The sequence below is a fragment of the Noviherbaspirillum sp. FW303-A3 genome, from assembly GCF_058788695.1.
The window spans coordinates 1,757,257-1,775,759 of the sequence record NZ_JBYTAZ010000001.1; the positions used below are offsets into that span (position 1 = coordinate 1,757,257).

General features: G+C 61.1%; 17 protein-coding genes. 4 read left to right on the forward strand and 13 right to left on the reverse strand.

What is annotated here, in order from left to right; translation table 11 throughout:
* Positions 1-68: 68 nt before the first annotated feature.
* The 4 genes from AC3WOY_RS08615 to msbA all read right to left on the reverse strand — a co-directional run bounded on the left by AC3WOY_RS08615 (position 69) and on the right by msbA (position 3,945).
* Positions 69-443: an endonuclease domain-containing protein gene (locus tag AC3WOY_RS08615; RefSeq protein ID WP_492422730.1), complete on the reverse strand. Its 375-nt coding sequence runs from the start codon at positions 441-443 to the stop codon at positions 69-71.
* Between the two features lie 132 nt (positions 444-575).
* Positions 576-1,622, reverse strand: coding sequence for a lipopolysaccharide heptosyltransferase II (waaF, locus tag AC3WOY_RS08620; protein ID WP_492422732.1), 1,047 nt, complete (start codon positions 1,620-1,622; stop codon positions 576-578).
* The gene (locus tag AC3WOY_RS08625) at positions 1,619-2,209 is read right to left on the reverse strand and encodes a peroxidase-related enzyme (protein WP_492422734.1); all 591 of its coding nucleotides are present in this window, start codon (positions 2,207-2,209) and stop codon (positions 1,619-1,621) included. Before AC3WOY_RS08625 ends, waaF begins: the two co-directional genes overlap by 4 nt.
* Positions 2,206-3,945: a lipid A export permease/ATP-binding protein MsbA gene (gene msbA / locus AC3WOY_RS08630; RefSeq protein WP_492422736.1), complete on the reverse strand. Its 1,740-nt coding sequence runs from the start codon at positions 3,943-3,945 to the stop codon at positions 2,206-2,208. The genes AC3WOY_RS08625 and msbA overlap by 4 nt, the downstream gene beginning before the upstream one ends.
* Before the next feature lie 151 nt (positions 3,946-4,096).
* Here msbA and AC3WOY_RS08635 point away from each other — a divergent pair, with 151 nt between their 5' ends.
* Positions 4,097-4,966 (forward strand): glycosyltransferase family 2 protein, encoded by an 870-nt coding sequence (locus tag AC3WOY_RS08635; protein WP_492422738.1) that lies wholly within the window; start codon positions 4,097-4,099, stop codon positions 4,964-4,966.
* Positions 4,967-4,972: 6 nt separating this feature from the next.
* Here the strand turns inward: AC3WOY_RS08635 and AC3WOY_RS08640 are convergent, their stop codons facing one another.
* From AC3WOY_RS08640 to AC3WOY_RS08655, 4 genes are all read right to left on the reverse strand, one after another.
* On the reverse strand, positions 4,973-6,064 hold the full coding sequence (locus AC3WOY_RS08640) for a glycosyltransferase family 4 protein (RefSeq protein ID WP_492422740.1): 1,092 nt from the start codon (positions 6,062-6,064) through the stop codon (positions 4,973-4,975).
* Positions 6,061-7,281 carry an O-antigen ligase family protein gene (locus AC3WOY_RS08645; protein ID WP_492422742.1) on the reverse strand — a complete coding sequence of 407 codons (1,221 nt, stop codon included), beginning with the start codon at positions 7,279-7,281 and terminating at the stop codon, positions 6,061-6,063. The genes AC3WOY_RS08640 and AC3WOY_RS08645 overlap by 4 nt, the downstream gene beginning before the upstream one ends.
* 162 nt (positions 7,282-7,443) lie before the next feature.
* Entirely contained in the window at positions 7,444-7,758 is a 315-nt protein-coding gene (locus AC3WOY_RS08650; protein ID WP_492422744.1) for a hypothetical protein, read from the reverse strand.
* A 116-nt stretch (positions 7,759-7,874) separates the two neighbouring features.
* Positions 7,875-8,786: a LysR family transcriptional regulator gene (locus AC3WOY_RS08655; protein ID WP_492422746.1), complete on the reverse strand. Its 912-nt coding sequence runs from the start codon at positions 8,784-8,786 to the stop codon at positions 7,875-7,877.
* 132 nt (positions 8,787-8,918) lie between these two features.
* On the opposite strand from AC3WOY_RS08655, the gene AC3WOY_RS08660 reads away from it, so the two are divergent.
* Positions 8,919-9,293, forward strand: a complete 375-nt coding sequence (locus tag AC3WOY_RS08660) for a DUF2917 domain-containing protein (protein ID WP_492422748.1) — start codon at positions 8,919-8,921, stop codon at positions 9,291-9,293.
* Positions 9,294-9,305: 12 nt separating this feature from the next.
* Entirely contained in the window at positions 9,306-9,962 is a 657-nt protein-coding gene (locus AC3WOY_RS08665; RefSeq protein ID WP_492422750.1) for a GNAT family N-acetyltransferase, read from the forward strand.
* Positions 9,963-10,001: 39 nt separating this feature from the next.
* Here the strand turns inward: AC3WOY_RS08665 and dnaE are convergent, their stop codons facing one another.
* Genes dnaE through AC3WOY_RS08680 form a run of 3 tightly spaced genes read right to left on the reverse strand, consistent with a single transcriptional unit; the run spans position 10,002 to position 14,056 of the window.
* Entirely contained in the window at positions 10,002-13,454 is a 3,453-nt protein-coding gene (dnaE, locus tag AC3WOY_RS08670) for a DNA polymerase III subunit alpha (RefSeq protein ID WP_492422752.1), read from the reverse strand.
* A gap of 43 nt (positions 13,455-13,497) precedes the next feature.
* Positions 13,498-13,815, reverse strand: a complete 318-nt coding sequence (locus AC3WOY_RS08675; RefSeq protein WP_492422754.1) for a CcdB family protein — start codon at positions 13,813-13,815, stop codon at positions 13,498-13,500.
* 1 nt (position 13,816) lies between these two features.
* Positions 13,817-14,056 carry a type II toxin-antitoxin system CcdA family antitoxin gene (locus AC3WOY_RS08680; RefSeq protein ID WP_492422756.1) on the reverse strand — a complete coding sequence of 80 codons (240 nt, stop codon included), beginning with the start codon at positions 14,054-14,056 and terminating at the stop codon, positions 13,817-13,819.
* 126 nt (positions 14,057-14,182) lie between these two features.
* On the opposite strand from AC3WOY_RS08680, the gene AC3WOY_RS08685 reads away from it, so the two are divergent.
* Positions 14,183-15,067 (forward strand): sulfurtransferase, encoded by an 885-nt coding sequence (locus AC3WOY_RS08685; RefSeq protein ID WP_492422758.1) that lies wholly within the window; start codon positions 14,183-14,185, stop codon positions 15,065-15,067.
* Between the two features lie 211 nt (positions 15,068-15,278).
* Here the strand turns inward: AC3WOY_RS08685 and AC3WOY_RS08690 are convergent, their stop codons facing one another.
* Together AC3WOY_RS08690 and AC3WOY_RS08695 are read right to left on the reverse strand one after the other, a co-directional pair.
* Entirely contained in the window at positions 15,279-16,463 is a 1,185-nt protein-coding gene (locus tag AC3WOY_RS08690) for an acyltransferase family protein (protein ID WP_492422760.1), read from the reverse strand.
* Positions 16,464-16,687: 224 nt separating this feature from the next.
* A complete protein-coding gene (locus AC3WOY_RS08695; RefSeq protein ID WP_492422762.1) occupies positions 16,688-18,502 on the reverse strand; it encodes a TolC family outer membrane protein in 1,815 nt (604 codons plus the stop codon).
* Position 18,503 lies beyond the last annotated feature (1 nt).

Sequence of the window (18,503 nt, forward strand, 5' to 3'; positions counted from 1 at the left end):
GACCGCATCAAGTATTTGCGCGCCCCCTCACCCTAACCCTCTCCCGCCTGCGGGAGAGGGGACTTTCTTTATGGCTCGACCAAAGCCTGATAAATCCTCTCCGCGACAGCCTCTGTTTCCATAAGCATCTGATTGTTCCAGACGCGCAGCACCTTGATCCCTTGCGACTTTAACCAGTCATCTCTATGACGGTCATACTCCAATGCCTCGGCATGCTGTCCGCCGTCCAGCTCGATAGCCAACATCTTGTCATGGCAATAGAAGTCGAGAATGTAACGGTCGACCGGATGCTGCCGTCGGAATTTCGCTCCAGCCAAACGGCGATTGCGGACGAGTTGCCATAGCAGGGATTCGGCATCCGTCATGCTGCCACGCATTTCCCTTGCCCATGTCCGGATATCTTCTGGAAGTTTTTGTGGAGAATTTGGACAATAATCGCTCATAGTCAGCACACCCTCTCCCTTCTCCCGCAGGCGGGAGAAGGGCCGGGGATGAGGGTGATTGTCAAGTCCGGCCAAGGTCTTGCAAGCTCCCTCACCCCTAACCCCTCTCCCGCCTACGGGAGAGGGGAACATTCAGCGCTCCTTGATCATCTCCCGCAACGGCTCCCACACCATCCCCGCCGAAATATCCTTCATGCAGCGATGATGCCCCAGCGGGCACTCGCGCTCCCTGCAAGGCGAGCATTCGATGCCGAGGAAGATCGACCTGGCGACATCCGAAAACGGCGGTGCATGCAGCGGATCGGTCGGTCCATAGATGGCGACGATCGGACGGTTGAGCGCGGAGGCGATGTGCAGCAGCCCGGAATCGTTGCTCACCATCGCACTGGCGCAGGCGATCAGCGCCACCGCCTCATCGAGCTTCGTCACGCCCGCAAGGTTATGCACGCCCGGCGCCATGGCTGCGATCTCTTCGCACACTTCCTTGTCCTTGGCCGATCCCATCAGCACGACCTGCGCATCGCTGCGTTCGCTGCGGATCGCCTTGGCCAGTTCCGCGAAATGCGTGGCCGGCCAGCGTTTGGCGGAACCGAACTCCGCTCCCGGAGCAAACAACACCAGCGGACGCTTCATGCTGAGACCGACATGCAGCGCAACTTCAGCTATGCGCTCCTCGGGCACGAACAACGATGGCCGCGGCAACGCGGAGGGCGGCGGCACGTCGCGCGCAGGCGTGTTTGCCAGTGCCGCGTAGAACGACACCATCGGCCGCGGCGTGTCGCGGTTGTCGTGGTGGATCACGTTCAGCAATCCGTAGCGCATCTCGCCCTTGTACCCGACGCGCTTCGGAATGCCGGCCAGCCAGGGAATGAGCGCGAATTTCAATGTATTCGGCAGTACGTAGGCATCCGCATAACCACGCAGGCGGAGCATGGCCGCATATTCGCGGCGCTCCCGCAATTGCAGCGCACCGTGCCGGAAGGGCGCTTCGAGCACGGTGTCCACTTCCCGCATCGCGCGCCACACCGGCGCTACCCATGCGGGGGCCAGCACATCGATCGGGCGCTCCGGATGGCTGTCGTGCAGCAGGCGCAGGAGCGGCTGCGCCATGACGGCGTCGCCAATCCAGTTGGGCGAGATGACCAGCGTGCGCGGCACGCCCTCGACAGGCACGCTCATTTGCTGCGCGGCACGCGGCCCATCAGGAAGAATTCGTCGTTCGGGCGCATCGAGATGGCGTTGGCCATGCGGTTCGACAAGCCGAAGAAAGCGGTGATGGCGGCGATATCCCAAATGTCTTCGTCGTCGAAGCCATGCGTGCGCAGCACGGCATAGTCGTCGTCATTCACTTCGTGCGAATGCAGGCAGACCTTGATCGCAAAATCGAGCATCGCCTTCTGCCGCGGCGTAATGTCGGCCTTGAGATGGTTCACCGCCACCTGGTCCGCCACCAACGGCTGCTTGGCGTAGATGCGCAGCAGCGCGCCGTGTGCGACGACGCAGTACAGGCAGTGATTCTTCGCGCTGGTCGCGGTCACGATCATTTCCCGGTCGGCCTTGGTCAGGCTGCCTGTTTCCTTGAGCATGAGGGCGTCGTGATACGCGAAAAATGCGCGGAATTCGGCGGGACGGTGCGCCAGCGTGAGGAATACGTTGGGCACGAAGCCGGCCTTTTCCTGCACGGCCAGGATCATGTTCTTGATGTCATCCGGCAGCGCATTGATGTCGGGCACGGGAAAGCGGGAAATCGGTGCTGCGGTGGTCATGCTTCTGTCTCCTTGGCAAATTGAAGGTGATACAGGTTGGCGTAGACGCCGTTCTTTTCCAGCAATTCTGCGTGCGTTCCTGTTTCCGCGATGCCGCCATCGGCCAGCACCACGATGCGGTCGGCGCGCTCGATGGTGGACAGGCGGTGGGCAATGACCAGCGTGGTGCGGCCCCGCATCAGTTCCTCGAGCGCGGCCTGCACGGCGCGTTCCGATTCGGTGTCGAGCGCGGACGTCGCTTCGTCGAGAATCAGGATGGGCGCATCCTTGTAGATGGCGCGCGCAATCGCAAGGCGCTGGCGCTGGCCGCCGGACAGGCGGCTGCCGTTGTCGCCGATCATGGTGTACATGCCTTCCGGCAAGCCGGCGATCACGTCGCTCAGGTGGGCGGCCTTCGCGGCTGCCTCGACGCGCTTCATGTCGGGACTGGCATCGCCGTAAGCGATATTGGCGGCCACGGTGTCGTCGAACAGCACCACATGCTGGCTCACCATGGCGATTTGCGCACGCAGGCTGGCAAGCGAGATTTCTTCGATTGGCTCGCCATCGACGCGGATTTCACCGGACGAGACCGGATAGAAACCGGGCACGAGGTTGACCAGCGTGGACTTGCCGCCGCCGGACATGCCGACGAACGCAACGGTCTCCCCCGGTTCGATGGCAAGGTTGACACCGGCCAGCGCCGGCTGCTTCTGTTCCGGATAGGTGAAGCCGACGTCGACGAATTCCAGCCTGCCGCGTGCGCGTCCGGGCAGCAGCTTGCCGGTCTTGCGTTCCGGTTCGGCGTCGATCAGCGCGAACACGGCATCGGCCGCCGCCATGCCCCGTTGCAGCGGGCCGTTCACTTCCGCCAGGTGCTTGAGCGGCGTGAGCAGCATCAGCATGGCGGTAATGAAGGAAGCGAAACTACCGACGGTCGTCGTGCCATTGTTGGCCTGGACCAGCGCGATCACGATCACGATGGACACCGCAAAGGCCGTCATCAGCTGCGTGACCGGCACGGTGGCGGCAAAGGTGGTCGCCATGCGCATCGAGTAGCCGCGCAGCGTCTCCGCACGCTGCTTGAAGCGCTTGCGCTCGTAATCCTGGCCGCCGAAGATCTTGATCACCTGCTGCGCGCGCGTGGTCTCTTCAATCACTTGTGTCATTTCCGCATTGATGGTCAGGAAATGCGTGTTGAGCCGGCGCAGGCGCTTGCCGGTGATGCGGACCACGACGGCGATCAGCGGAATCAGCACCAGCGTGATGAGGGTGAGCGCCGGGTTCAGGTAAAACAGGTAGCCGAGCAGGCCGATCACCGTGAGCGTGTCGCGGATCATGGACGTGAACACGTTGCGCATCATGTCGACGATCTGCTGCACTTCGAACATCATGGAGTTGATCACGCGCCCGACCGACGACTCCGCATAAAACCCGATCGGCACGTCGAGCAACCGCACGAACGTCATGTACCGCAACTCGTTGAGCAGGCGCGTCGTCGCCCATGCCAGCATGTAATTGGTCATGAAGGTGGAGAAACCGCGCAACGCGAAAATGCCGATCACGAAGGCCGGTACCAGCCAGAGCGAGAAACTCACCTTTCCGCCGAAGCCGTTGTCCAGCAGCAGCTTCATCATCGCCGCGAGCGTCGGCTCGGTGGCAGCCGTGATCACCATGCCGAGCAAGGCCAGCAGCAAGCGCCCCTTGTACGGCACGACCATGCGGGACAGCCGTTTCAGGTGGGGGGACAGCTTCATGGGAAAACTCGTTGCATTGTCATGTCAGGCCGGCAAGCCGGGTAAATATTGCTGGTCGTAGATTATAGAGCGGTTTGCGGGCCAGTTTAGAGGGGGGGATCAGGTATACTCCCCCGCAGTTTTCGCGCCGCGCCGCCGGGTGCGGCTTTCCATGCAAGGCTATCAACACATGCTGATCTCGGTCATCGTCACCACCTACAACCGCCCCGATGCGCTGGCGGCCGTCATCCGCGCCCTGCTCGACCAGACAGATCCGAACTTCGAGGTCATCATTGCCGATGACGGTTCCGGCCAGCCGACGCGGGACGCCCTGGCAGCCTTCCGCAATGCGCCGCATGCGAGCGGCATGAAACGGCTGGTGCATGCATGGCAGCCCGACGACGGCTTCCGCGCCTCCGCCGCGCGCAACCTCGGCGTGCATGCCTCGAAGGGGGAATACCTGGTTTTCCTCGACGGCGACTGCGTCCCGCGCCCGGACTATATCGCCCGCCACCGCCTGCTGGCGGAAAAGGGATTCATGGTGTCCGGCAGCCGCGTGCTGCTGTCCGAACCGTTCACGAAAGAAGTGCTGTCGTCCGGTGACCCGATCCACAAGCATGGCCTGGCTTACTGGCTGCGCCAGCGCCTGTCGGGCAATACCAACAAGATCGTCCCGCTGCTGCATTTCCCGAACACCGGCATGCGCCACTACCGCGCCGTCAAATGGAACCGCATCAAGAGCTGCAACCTGGCTATCTGGCGTGACGACTATGTTGCCGTGGACGGTTTTGATGAAAGCTTTGTCGGCTGGGGGCATGAGGATGCGGACGTGGTGCTGCGCCTTGCCCGCCATGGCATACGCCGCAAGGGCGGCGCGTTCTCTACCGAGGTTTTCCACTTGTGGCACCGCGAAAATACGCGTGCGACGGAATCGGAAAACCGCAAGCGCGTCGAGGATCGCATGAAGACAGGCGTCACCCGTGCCGACGCCGGCCTGTCAGCGCATCCGAAAGCGGAAGATTGCGTTGAAGTGATCTGCTGAAAGGCGTCAGCGCGCCATGGTCAGGTTGTAGACCTGGTCTGCAATCCTGTCCCAGGTGAATGTCTGCGCGAACGCCAGGTTCGCCGCACTCGTCGCTTCCCAGCAGGCACGGTCCTCGAACTGCAGGATCGCCTGCTTCCATGAGGCCGCGTCAAGATGGTCGGCATAACGCGGATGTTCATGCGCCCAGACCTCAATACTGTCCAGCTTGTGCGTGATCACGGGGATTCCCGCCGCCATCCCTTCCAGGATCGTGAGGCCGAAGCTTTCCAGGTCGGTCGGATGCAGCAGCAGGAAGGCCTGCCTCAGCAACCCGATCACCTCATCCTGGCGCTTGCGTCCATGGAATACGATGCCGGCGGTGCGCCCGTGCTTGTCCAGCAGTTCCTGGTGCAGCGGTCCATCGCCCACGATATCGAGCTGATACCCGCGCCCGTCCAGCCCGCTGCCGGCGAAGAAATCCGCCAGCCAGTCGACATGCTTGCTCTTGTCGAGGCGTCCGACAAAGACCAGCCGCCGCGATTCCGGAAACCGGGGGGCGCTGTCCGGGAAAAACGGCTCGTCCACACCCAGCGGCAGCGACGCCACCTGCACGCCCCACTTGCGTTGTGCACGCGGCGCGGCACGATAGCCGAAAAAGATCACTTTCTGCGGAGGCACCTGGCAGAAGAATCGCCGCATCGACACGCCCGGCAGGAAATGCCTGAAGCGCGCGCGCAATGCCGGATACTGCTTTTCCAGCAGGAACGCGTCTGCCTCGTAAAAGGTCAGGATGTAGTCGAACGACGCCAGGTCGATATTGCTCTTTGCGAGCGACCGGAAGAAGGTACGGCTCTCGATCTTGAACCTGCTCGTCATCAAGAGCTTGCTGAGCACGCGGTTGAAACGCGAGTCGCGCCCCGCGAACGGAATCGTGCGCAACGCGTATCCGCTGGCATCGACGAGGACTTTCGCCCCGGTTCCCGGATCCCCGCTCAGCACTGTCAGGCTGACCTTGTCCTTCATCCGCCGCGCAAGCTGGCTCACGACCGTTTCGGTGCCGCCGATGTAGCAGGCCACCGTCGGGCAGATGAACAGCACATTCAGCGGCCGGCTCATCGCACCGCCCTGCGCATGCTCACCCCGGGCGCGACGGAGAACGCGCTGCGTAGCAGCCCGCCTTCCAGCCCGATGAACAACATCAGCCAGGCATGGCTGACCGCGCCGCGGAACATCGTATTGGTAAAGCTGCCCACGATGCAGACCACGGCAAAGACGAACAGCACGCCGCCCTCCAGCGTGGCGCGCCGCCGCCATCCGCTCAGCAGCAAGGCGGCGTAGAGCCAGACCAGTGCCGCGAGCCCCGGCAATCCATAGCTTGACGCGTAGTACAGGAAGGCATTGTGCGGCTCGACGAAGCCCAGCCCCTCCCCCGTCTTCGGCGTGCTGTGCCATACCTTGTTGAAGCCCTCGGGTCCGGCACCCAGCAGCGGATGTTCGCGGATGACGGTCGCCGCCGTCCACCACATTTCGTAACGGTAGCCGAGGGACGTCTCGGTCACTTCGCTCTGCAACAGTCTCAGGTCGTTCACCGCGGCTTCGATGCGTGTCTGCACACGCGGCGACATCAGCAGGACAGCGACGGCGATCGCCGATACGACAGCGACCTTCACGACGCTGGCGCGCGGGAAGATGTTGAAAAAGACAAACGGCATCAGCACCAGGACAGCCAGCATGCCGCTGCGACCGTCACCGGTCAGCAGCCCCGCGTAGAAACCGGCCATCAGCAGCAGGTAGAGCCAGCGCAGGCGCCGCTCCTGCTCGTGACGGTAGAGGACGGACAGCAGCACGATGGCCATTGCCAGGAGTTGCGAGTACAGGATGTAATTGCCGAGCGCCGAGGGCGCCCAGGGCAGCGCGATCCATCCGGCGGTCGTCACTGTCGCATAACAGAAGACGCAGAACACACCGGCGACGAAGGCGCGCAGCCACGGCAGCACCGCGTGCGTACTCGACGCGAGGAAAATCCCGAAGGCCAGCAGCCAGTAGTAGGACAGCCCGAGATGCGAAACGGCAGCCGCGCGGTCATCATGCACGACCAGCGACAGCAACGGGAAAACGGCAAGCAACAGCGCCGGCGCCACCCATCCAAGCGTGCGCCAGCGGCGCAAGGCTTCGACACCGCCGCCCGATGCGAAGAACAGCACGAAGGCAGCCGTCAGCGAGACGAACAGCAACGACTTGGAGATGGGAAGGAAAAAGAAGGCCGCGCAAAACGCCTTCTGTGCAGCACTACTGGCAGACGCCGAATTCCCGTTGTATGCGACCGATGTCATAAGTTCTTGTAATCGTGTGAGGCCGGTCTTGAGACGTGAATCGGGGTGACGCGTCTGACTGCCAGAGCGGATTATAGCGGTCATCGGGGTGGCGATTGCGTTTTGGAAAGATGAAAACAAAAAAGGCAGGACCAGCCTGCCTTTCGAAGGATTGCGAGCAGCTTATTTGGTTTTCTCAGCCTTGTTTTCGGCCTTGTCGGCCTTCGCATCCGCAGCGGCGGCTGACTTGTCAGCCTTGGCCTCTGCCTTCTTCTTGGTCGCCTTGGCCTCAGCCTTGGCTTTGTCCTTTTCCGCCTTGGCATCGGCCTTCTCTGCCTTCTCGTCAGCCTTGGCCGCTTCCTTCGACGCCTTCGAATCGGCCTTGCCGTCCTTGGTCATGGTCGCCGAAGACTTGTCTGCCGGCGTGGCGGTGTGGGATGCAGCGAAAGCGGTGGATGCAAAGACGCTGGCAATCAACAGGGCAATCAGTTTTTTCATGTGTGACCTTTCATGGAATGTTTGATCGATAGTCCGCTTACCAGTCTAGTCATGCACCCGATTCGGCTGTTAACAAAAAATAAAAAGTTACACATTTCGTCACGTCATGATGTGCCTTAGAAATCATCCCAGTGAGGGCGCGGCCCGAAGTACGCCGTCAGGTGGTCAATGAAGGCACGTACCTTCGGCTGCATGTATCGGTTCGGCAAGTAGGTCATATACAGCGACATGCCCGGATTGGCCACGGCATCGGGAAGGATGATCTTCAGGCGGCCGCTCTTCAGGTGATGACCGAGGATGTAGGTGGGAAACAGCACGATGCCCATGCCGCCGAGGGCAAGCTGCAGCAAGGCTTCGGAATTGTTGATGCGGCACTTGCCGCCGACGTTCACCGCCACTTCCTTGTTGCCGACCCTGTAGCGCCATCCGTCGCGGTTGGGCGGGATGCCGTGGTACAGGAGGCAGTCATGATCCAGCAGGTCCTGCGGCGTGTTCGGCGTCCCCCGCCGCTCCAAGTACTCCGGCGAGGCGCAGGTCACCCAGTGCAGCGGCGCGATCTGCCGCGCGACCATGGTCGGGGATGGATGGTCGGTGATGCGAATGGCCAGGTCGACACCCTCCTCCACGATGTCGACGATGCGGTCGCTCGCGTTCAGTTCGACCTCGACCTTGTCGTAGCGTTTGAGGAAGGCCTGGATGGCCGGGGCAAGATGCAGGGACGCAAAAATCACCGGCGACGTGATGCGCAGCACGCCGCGCGGCTCTGCCTGCAACTGCGTGACCGTCTCCGACGCCGCATCGATCTCCTGCGCAATGCGCGCGCAGTGTTCGTAATAGGCAGCGCCGATTTCGGTCAGGCTCATGCGCCTTGTCGTCCGGTTCAGCAAGCGGACGCCGAGCGCGCTCTCCAGGTTGCCGATCTGTTTGCTGACCAGCGATTTCGACGTCTTCAGTTCCACGGCGGCAGCCGAAAAACTCCGTGTTTCCACGACCTTCGCAAAGGTCATCATCTCCGCAAGATGCTCCATGCGCCCCTCAATTGTCCACATATGGAAACAATATTATTCCATTTTCCATAATTGTAAATATACGAGAACAAACCATAATGTGCTCCATGGAGGCACCACAAGACCTTCCGACTCGGAAAGAAGGAGCACATCATGCTGACCAAGGTCCACAAGACTGTTGCACACATCGCTCATCACCACCGTGATGGCGCCACTTCACATGCTGCACTGGAACTGAACCCGGCCGGAGAAATCCTTGCCCTGCGCCCCAGCCAGCACATGCACTTGCCGCAAGCCCGCGGATGGACGGTGCGCGCGCTCGACGGCGCCGTCTGGATCGCACAGGACGGCGATATCCGTGACGTGGTACTGGAAGCGGGGGACTGCGTTGTCCTCGACCGTGACACGCCGGCCCTGTTTTCGCCGCTGGGTGAGGCACGCATCAGCCTGTCGCGGGAGACCGGCCGCTGCACGTCGCAACGCCAGTCAGCCGCATTCCCGGCAGCAGTCCACCCCGCATTCGCCTGACCGGAGGCCATCATGCTCAGCCTCCTGCCCTTCCCGCATGCGTGGAAGCAACTGCTGCCGTTCCGTTCACCGTCCACACGCGAAGTGCATGACACCTGGCGTCTCAAGGACGGCACCTCGGTCACGCTGCGCGCGACGCGCGCCGACGACGGCGAACTGATCCAGGAACTGGTGCGCGACCTGTCCGAGAAATCACGCTACCACCGCTTCTTCAGCCCGATCCACGAACTGACACCGCGCATGCGCGACCGCTTTACTCACAACGCGGCCACCGAGGCAATGACCGTCGTGGCGGTGGTTCAGAGAGACGGTAAGGAAGTCGCGATTGCGATGGCGCAGTACGTTGCCGATCCTTATCCGGAACGTTGCGACTTTGGCGTCGTCGTGGCGGATGAATGGCAACGCAGCGGCCTGGGCAGGAAACTGATCGAATCGCTGATTTGCATCGCGCGCGCCGCCGGGTTTGAACGGATCGAAGGGGATGTGCTGGTGGAGAATGTGCCGATCCATCGCTTGATGCATGCGATGGGGTTCCGGTTCGGGCCGCATCCGGATGGGGCTTACCTGAGTCGGGTGAAGAAACGGCTGGTGGCGGAGGAGTGGAAGTGCACGCCGTTGACGACGCTGGCAGAACGGGAACGGACGCAAAGGACGGCGAACGTCGCCTGAGAACTACTCCCCTCTCCCGCCTGCGGGAGAGGGGCTTATTCAATACTCCACCGTAGCGCCCTTCACCCCAAGCTTCTCAAACAGCATCTGCTTCAACCCATCCGCCGGCGCGACACGCCAGTCGTCCGCCAGACGAATTTCGCACGCCCCCACGCCTTCCTGCGTGTAACGCATCGTCAGCGGCAAACCATTCTCCGACCGATACGGTGCCAGAATCGTCTTCATCTGCGCCGCATCCAGCCGCGTCGTCAGCGAAAACGCAAACTGCTTGCCGAACTGCACGCGCGCCATGGCGATATCCATCACCTTTTCGGCCGTGATGCGCACGCCGCCATTGAAGCGGTCTTCCGTGACCTTGCCCAGCACAGCAAGGAATTCATCTTCCTTGAACAACTGCTTGTTGGCTTCGTAGACCTCGCTGTACACCGTCACGTCAACCGCCGCTGTGCCATCGTCCAGCGTGGCGATCACCATCTTGCCGCGCTGGGTCATCTGCACGCGCACCGCGCTGATGATGCCCGCCAGCAGGCGCGGATCGCGAGAGGGCTCCAGGCTGAGCAGCTTGGTCTTGATGAATTTGCGCACTTCGCCTTCATATGCATTGAACAGGTGCCCGGACAGGTAGAAACCGAGCGCCAGTTTCTCCTCGGTGAGGCGCTGCTTGTCGCTCCACGCCGGCACCTTCACATATTCCGGTGGCGGTTCCATGTCGCTGTCGTCGCCGCCGAACAGGCTGACCTGATTGGCCGAGGCGTGCGCCTGCTCTGCGCATTCCATCGCAAAGTTGACCGTCGCAATCATGATGCCGCGATCGACGCCGAAACAATCCATCGCGCCTGCGCGGATCAGCGCCTCGATCGTGCGGCGGTTGATCTGCTTCTTGTCCACGCGCTTGACGAAATCGAACAGGTCCGTGAACGGTCCACCCGATTCGCGCGCCGCAATGATGGCCTCGATCGCGTTCTGGCCCGAACCCTTCACCGCGCCCAGGCCGTAGCGGATCTGCATCGACTTCTTGCCCGGCTCGCCGACCGGCACGAAGCGGTACTGGGACAAATTGATATCCGGCGGCAGCATCTTCAGCTTGCAGATATCGATCGCGTCTTCGACCAGGATCTTGATCTTGTCGGTATCGTCCATGGCCAGCGACATGTTGGCTGCCATGAACGCGGCGGGATGGTGGGCCTTCAGGTAGGCGGTGTGATACGACAGCAGCGCATACGCGGCCGCGTGCGACTTGTTGAAGCCGTAGCCCGCGAACTTCTCCATCAAGTCGAAGATTTCGTCGGCCTTCTCCTGTGACAGCCCGTTCTTCGCCGCGCCCTCGCGGAAGATGAGGCGGTGCTCCGCCATCTCTTCCGCCTTCTTCTTGCCCATCGCGCGGCGCAGCAAGTCCGCGCCGCCGAGCGAGTAGCCGCCGATCACCTGCGCCATCTGCATCACCTGCTCCTGATACACCATGATGCCGTAGGTTTCGGAGAGGATGCCCTCGGTACGGGGGTCGGGGTAGTCGAACTTCTCGCCGTGCTTCCGTTTGCAGAAGTCGGGGATCAGGTCCATCGGTCCCGGACGGTAGAGCGCCACCAGCGCGATGATGTCCTCGAAGCGGTCGGGACGCGCATCCTTCAGCATGCCTTGCATGCCGCGGCTTTCCAGCTGGAACACAGCGACTGTTTTCGCCTTGGTCAGCAGTTCGTATGACGCCTTGTCGGTCAGCGGCAGCTTGGCCAGGTCGAAGTCCTTCATCGCCGGGTCGAGCATCTTGATGTAATTCACCGCCCGGTCGAGGATGGTCAGCGTGGTCAGGCCCAGGAAGTCGAACTTCACCAGGCCGACGGCTTCCACGTCGTCCTTGTCGTACTGCGACACCACGCCGGCGTCGCCGCCCTGCGTGTACAGCGGGCAGAAATCCGTCAGCTTGCCGGGCGCGATCAGCACGCCGCCGGCGTGCATGCCGATGTTGCGGGTGATGCCTTCGACCTGCTGCGCGAGGTCGAGCAACTGCTTGACCTCTTCTTCATTTTCGAGACGCTCCTTGAGCAGCGGTTCTTCCTCGATCGCCTCGGCAATCGATACCTGCTTGCCCGGCTTGAACGGAATCAGCTTGGACACGCCGTCGCAGAAGGTGTAGCTCATGTCGAGCACGCGGCCCACGTCGCGCACCGCGCCCTTCGCCGCCATCGTGCCGAAGGTCGCGATCTGCGACACCGCCTCGCGGCCGTAGCGGTCCTTCACATACTGGATCACGCGGTCGCGGTTTTCCTGGCAGAAGTCAATATCGAAGTCAGGCATCGAGACGCGTTCCGGATTCAGGAAGCGCTCGAACAGCAGGTTGTATTCCAGCGGATCGAGGTCGGTAATCTTGAGCGCATACGCCACCAGCGAGCCCGCACCGGAACCGCGGCCCGGACCGACCGGCACGCCGTTGTTCTTGCCCCACTGGATAAAGTCCGCCACGATCAGGAAGTAGCCGGGGAAGCCCATCTTGATGATGGTGTCGGTCTCGAACTTCAGACGTTCCTCGTAACGCTGCCGCACCTTCTCGCGTTTCTCCTCGTTCGGGAACAGCTGCAGGAGACGTTCTTCCAGGCCGGCCTTCGCTTCCTGCACGAGGAAGTCGTCGAGCGACATGCCGTCAGGGGTCGGGAACAGCGGCAGCTTCGGCTTGCCGAGTTCGAGCTGCAGGTTGCAGCGCTTGGCGATCTCGACGGAATTCTGCAGCGCCGCCGGCATGTCCGCGAACACCTCGGCCATCTCCGCCTGGGTGCGGAAGCACTGGCTCTCATTGAAGCGTTTCACGCGGCGCGGATTGGCGAGGATTTCGCCTTCCGCGATGCAGGTCCGCGCCTCGTGCGCGATGAACTCTTCCTTGGTCTGGAACTGGGTCGGGTGCGTCGCCACCACCGGCAGCTTCAACTTCGCCGCCAGCGCCACCGCCTGCCGCACATGGTTGTCCATGTTGGGCTGCCCGTAACGCTGCACTTCGATGTAGAAATGGTTCGGGAAGATCGCGGCCCATTTTTCCGCGCACTTCTGCGCCAGCGCAGGATTGCCGCTGTCGATCGCGATCCCGACATCGCCGGAATGCGCGCCCGACAAGGCGATCAGCTCGCTCGCCGCGCCATTTTCCAGCCACTCGGTGCGCACTTCGGCGCGGCCGCGATGCACGTTCGTCAACCATGCCTTGGTCAGCAGTTCGCATATCTGCAGGTAACCGGTGCGGTTCTTGCAGAGCAACAGCAGGCGCGAAGGCTTGTCGCGGTCGTCATCGTTGGTGATCCAGACATCGCAGCCGGCGATCGCCTTGATGCCCTTGCCGCGCGCGGCCTTGTAGAACTTGACCATGCCGAAGAGATTGGCGAGGTCGGTGATCGCCATGGCCGCCTGGCTGTCCTTGGCCGCGGCTTTGACGATGTCATCGACCCGGACGAGGCCGTCGACGATGGAGTATTCGGTATGGAGGCGGAGATGGGTAAATTGCGGGGTGCTCATCGCGGTATTTTACAGCCCGGATCACTTCCGAATGGCAATGAATCTAAAAACCATGGAACAAGAAATCCAGAGTAGCAACAATCTCGAACTGCCTCTCGCTCAACGAAGCAACAGGCGTCTTGAGGATGCGCAGTGGCACCGCGGCAAGCTTTGGGGTTTCGAGCATGCACGCGACCCCATCGATCTCGAAAACCGGAATCAGATTCGCAGGAAGCGTGACCTCCGGGAAACGATCCCGGCGCCGCAGAGGGACAACGATACGCGTATGCAGTCCGGACAACAAATCGCTCTGTACGTCCAGAAGAAATGGTGTATCCCCTGCGTGCGCCCCACCGTTTCTGTACACATCGAATCGTGGCATTTCAGAACGTCCGCCACTGATCAAGCGGCAAATCCTCCTGCCCCACGGTGTTGTTGTAGGCCGCGATGAAATCCGCATGCGCCTCCTTCCAGCATCGCTCGCGCTCCCGGCGAACAAGATCCCGCAAGAACTGGTCGCAAACCTGGGAAACATTGATGCCCAAAGATTTTGCCTCGGCGAGAACGTCCGCCGAAAGCGTGAGATTGGTCGCCTTTTTGGGCGTGGAAACGAGATTTCCCATGGCATGCGCTCCATGAATACGCATAAGATATGCGCATTATACGCCAACATCGCTACGCAAAAGACCGTGCCTTGCATTGCGCCTATAATGTCGCTAAATCAAAGACTTACACCAACTCGCCTATTCATGTATTCCAGCAACACTTACATCAACATCGCCGCCTACAAATTCATCACCTTCGATGACACGGTCGAGAAGCGTCCGGAATTTCGCGCGCTGTGCGAAGAACTCGGCCTGAAAGGCACGATCCTGCTCAGCCCGGAAGGGATCAACCTGTTCCTCGCCGGCTTGCGTGAACCGATCGACCGTTTCCTGTCCTGGCTGCGATCCGACGCGCGCTTTGCCGACATCGAAGTCAAGGAAAGCTATTACGACCGCCAGCCGTTCACGAAGATGCTGGTCAAGCTCAAGCGCGAAATCATCACGATGAAGAATCCGCTGATCAAACCCGAAGAAGGCCGCGCCCCGGCCGTCGATCCGAAAACGCTCAAGCGCTGGTTGGACCAGGGGTATGACGACAACGGCAAGCCGGTCGTGATGATGGATACCCGCAACGCATTCGAAGTGGATGTCGGCACCTTCGACAACACGATCGATTACCGCATCGAGAAATTCAGCGAATTCCCGGAAGTGGTGGCAAAGCACAAGGCCGAACTCGCTGGCAAGACGGTCGTGACCTTCTGCACCGGCGGCATCCGCTGCGAGAAGGCGGCGATCCACATGCAGAACGTCGGGTACGACAGCGTGTACCAGCTCGACGGCGGCATCCTGAAGTATTTCGAGGAAGTGGGCGGCGCGCACTACACCGGCGACTGCTTCGTGTTCGACTACCGGACGGCGCTGAATCCCAAACTGGAGGCGACGGATACGAAGCAGTGCTTTGCGTGCAGGGCAGTAGTGACGCCGCGGGAGCAGTTGTCGCCGTATTACGTGCCGGGGGAGTCTTGCCCGCATTGCCGGAAGGTCGGCCCGCGACATGCGGAGCTGACAACGCCCCCGCCCTCGCCGTGACTCCTGCGATGCCGGTCAACGTGCCATTCCGTTGACCGGCCAATGGGAAGGGCACTCCGTTCAATGCCGCAACTCCCACCTGCGAGCCGGCATCGCCACAATCTCCGTTGCGTTCGGCTCCCCTCCGAAGAACTTGGAGCTACGAATACACTGTTATTTTTAGTGGCGGCACTCAGAGCTTGAGTCTGCTCAACCGTGATCCCATGGGGATCTACACCCGGCTGCCGGCAGCAGTTGATTGCGCACCAGTGTCGGCTAGCGGCCGGCGCTTCATGATGCGCTTGCCCAGGTTCTGCGTCGGCAACTCGATCGAGTTGTGCACCATCCATGCAATCACAATCACAAGCGCAGTGGCAATCGGCACGGCGACGTAGTAGGTCACGCCAAGCGCGTTCAGGTAGCGCAGCGACGCATACCCGACCAGCGAGTGCAGCGCGTACAGCGGGTAGCTGATGGATGCCAGCCAGTCCAGCGGCTTGAAGGGCCGAAAATGCCTGCGCAGCGCGTACGCGGCGGCGAACACCACCAGCGCATACAGGTAATTCAAGGGCACCTCCGGGAAATGAACCTTGAGATGAGTATTCACCCAGCCGACAATGAACAGTGCGAACAGTGCAACCGCACCCGCAAGCAATTGCACGCGCGTGATCTGTCCGCGAAAGCGGTACGAAAACAGCGTTCCCACGAACATGAAGGGCATGAACATCAGATCGTGGGCGATCAGGTTGAAGTGTACGGATGCAAAACGCAGGTTGACCGAGTTGGCGCTCAGAGGCATGAGATGCGCGTTCCAGGCAATTCCGGCAGTCAACGCCAGCGCGAGGAACAGCAGCGGCGCAATTCGCCCCCTGGAAATCCATGGCGCCAGTACGCAAGCGAGCAGGTAAAACTTGATTTCGATTGCCAAGCTCCAATTCACCATGTCGATGGTTTCCACACCCGTCACGGTACTCAGCAGCAAGGCGTTATGCAGGATGTCCTGCACGCTCCAGTCGAAGCGCACACCCCAATACCGGGACGACAGCCAGACAGACAGCAGGCTGACCAGAAGGCAAACGATATAGGTAGGATAGATCCGCAGGGCGCGCGCGGCGAGGAAACGCAGCCCGGTCGATTTGGTCAACGAAAACGGAATGACAAAACCGCTGATGAGGAAGAACAGCGCGACACCGAACGGGCCGAAATTGAAATGCGAAAAGCTGATCCATTCCAGACTGCGTGCCGATGGTCCCGTCAATAGAGGAGCAAAGATATGGCGCGCCACCACATCGCGCGCTGCCCAGTACACGCCGAGCAAATGCACGATCATCACGCTCACCGCTGCGACAGCACGCAACTGGTCCGCGAAAAGGACCTTGCCGCTGTCCACACCGTTGCGCACCGGCTGATTCTCCACATCCCCCCCTAGTAGTTCATCCAGTTGATTTTGCAGGGTGCGCCCCGCGTACCGGTACCCTTCATGCCGTCGCAATGGTGCGCAAGGCGCACCCTGCTTCTATGATCCAGGCGATCAACCACACAGCTTTCAACTACACAAAAAGACAATGGCAGCGGAATCGCCGCTGCCATCCTGTCAAAGATTGTACATGCTGAATCTGCATGCCTAAAACGAAACCCGGATCAGGCGCTGCTGCCTTCCTGCCTGATCTTCCATGCACCGCCAGTCCTGGTCAGCACGAGAACCTTCCGCTGGTCGTCCGCAAACCGGTCGGACTTGTAGACTTGGCGGAACTTCACGGTTGCCGTATCCCCGTTGACAACGACCTCGGGAGAATCGACGCGTACGGAAATGCTGGCCTTCCCCGCGATCCTGGCCGTTCGCTCCTTGGCCCACGTGTCGCGAGAGAGCCCCTTCCCGGGCTGGAAGTCGGACGCGTAAAAACCGAGGTAGGACTGGATATCCTGCCTGCTCCACGCCTGCGCCCATGCATCGACGACGTCGAGCAGCTCCTTTTGCGCAGTATCGGTCGGACGCGCCGTTACCGGTTGCGGGACGGCCCCCGGCACGACATATTTCGGCGCCTCAACCAGACCTTTCGTTGTCACGGGCAGCGGTGCAAGCGACGCGGACGTTGCATTGCCGCCTGCGCCCTTCACGAAGTATCCGGCAACAGTATGCAAGTCTTCCGTCGACAGGGTGCCCGCCGCAAAGCGCAACCGCAAGAAGCTCAGCAGGTAGCTGTAGCGCGCCTGCGCAAGGTCGCGCTGCACGGTGTACAACTGCTGCTGCGCATTCAGCACATCCAGATTGATGCGCACCCCGCCCTTCACACTTTGCTGCGTCGCCAGGACCAGCGCACGTGCGGACTGCACCGACTTGACCGTGGCGTCGATGCGCGCCGCACTGCTCAACACCAGGTTGTACTGCTTGCGCAATTCGACCAGCACCTGGCGGGTCTTGGACTCGAGGTCCGCCCGTACCCTCTCGCGATTGGCAACAGCCTGGCTTGTGGAAGCGGAAACCGAGCCGCCGGAATAAATCGGAATGTTCAATTGCACGCCGACAGTACGCGCGGTGGAGTCCTGGTTGCGCGTGCTCAGCGTGTCCGACTCGCTCTTGTTATAACTGGCGATGAAATCCAGCCGCGGCGCATGACCTGCGCGCGCCTTGCTGATTTCCTGCTCCGCCGCTTCGACGGAGTAACGCAGGGCTGCGAGTTCTGCATTGTTTTCCAGCGCAAGCGCCTTCCACTCGTCAAAGCCCGCCGGCTGCATCGGCATGACGCGGAAATCATCCGACAGGCCGTCCAGCTCGCTCACCTCGGAACCTACAATGGTGGCCAGCGTATTGCGTGCCGTGATCATGTTGTCGCGCGCCTCGATCAACTGGGCTTCGGCCACATCGAATTTGGCCTGCGTCTCCAGCATGTCGGTTTTGGTACCTTCCCCGCGCTCGAACATGCGCTCATTGACCTTTTTCTGCTCGGCCAATGTATCGCGCTGAATGATAGCCAGCGCGAGCTGATCTTCCGTGAACTTTGCTTCCGCATATGCGGAAACAAGCCGGATGAGCAGATCCTTCTTCTTTCCGGAGAATTGCGCATCGCTGTAGTTGGTCTGCGCCACGCCCTGCCGGTAGCGCGCCAAGCCATCCAGATTGAAAAGCGGTTGCCGCAACTGCACGGTACCAGACGAACTGTCGTATTGCGGATGCGTCGTGGTCGGATCACCCAAGAAATTGGGCTGCGTAATATCGGCGCGGTTCTTGTATTTTGAATAGCTGGCCGAGACGCTCGGCAGCAGATTCGACCGGCCGAGCGCCTTGTACTGCTGTCCGGCCTCATTCTCATACACGGCGGCCTGATAGGTGGGATCGTTCAGCAACGCCGCTTCGTAAGCATCCACAAGACCCAAAGCCGATGCATGAGTGACCTGAACCAACATTGCAGCGGCAACCGCCGCCGAAAGCGTACGCCTTCTCAGGTTATTTGCCACG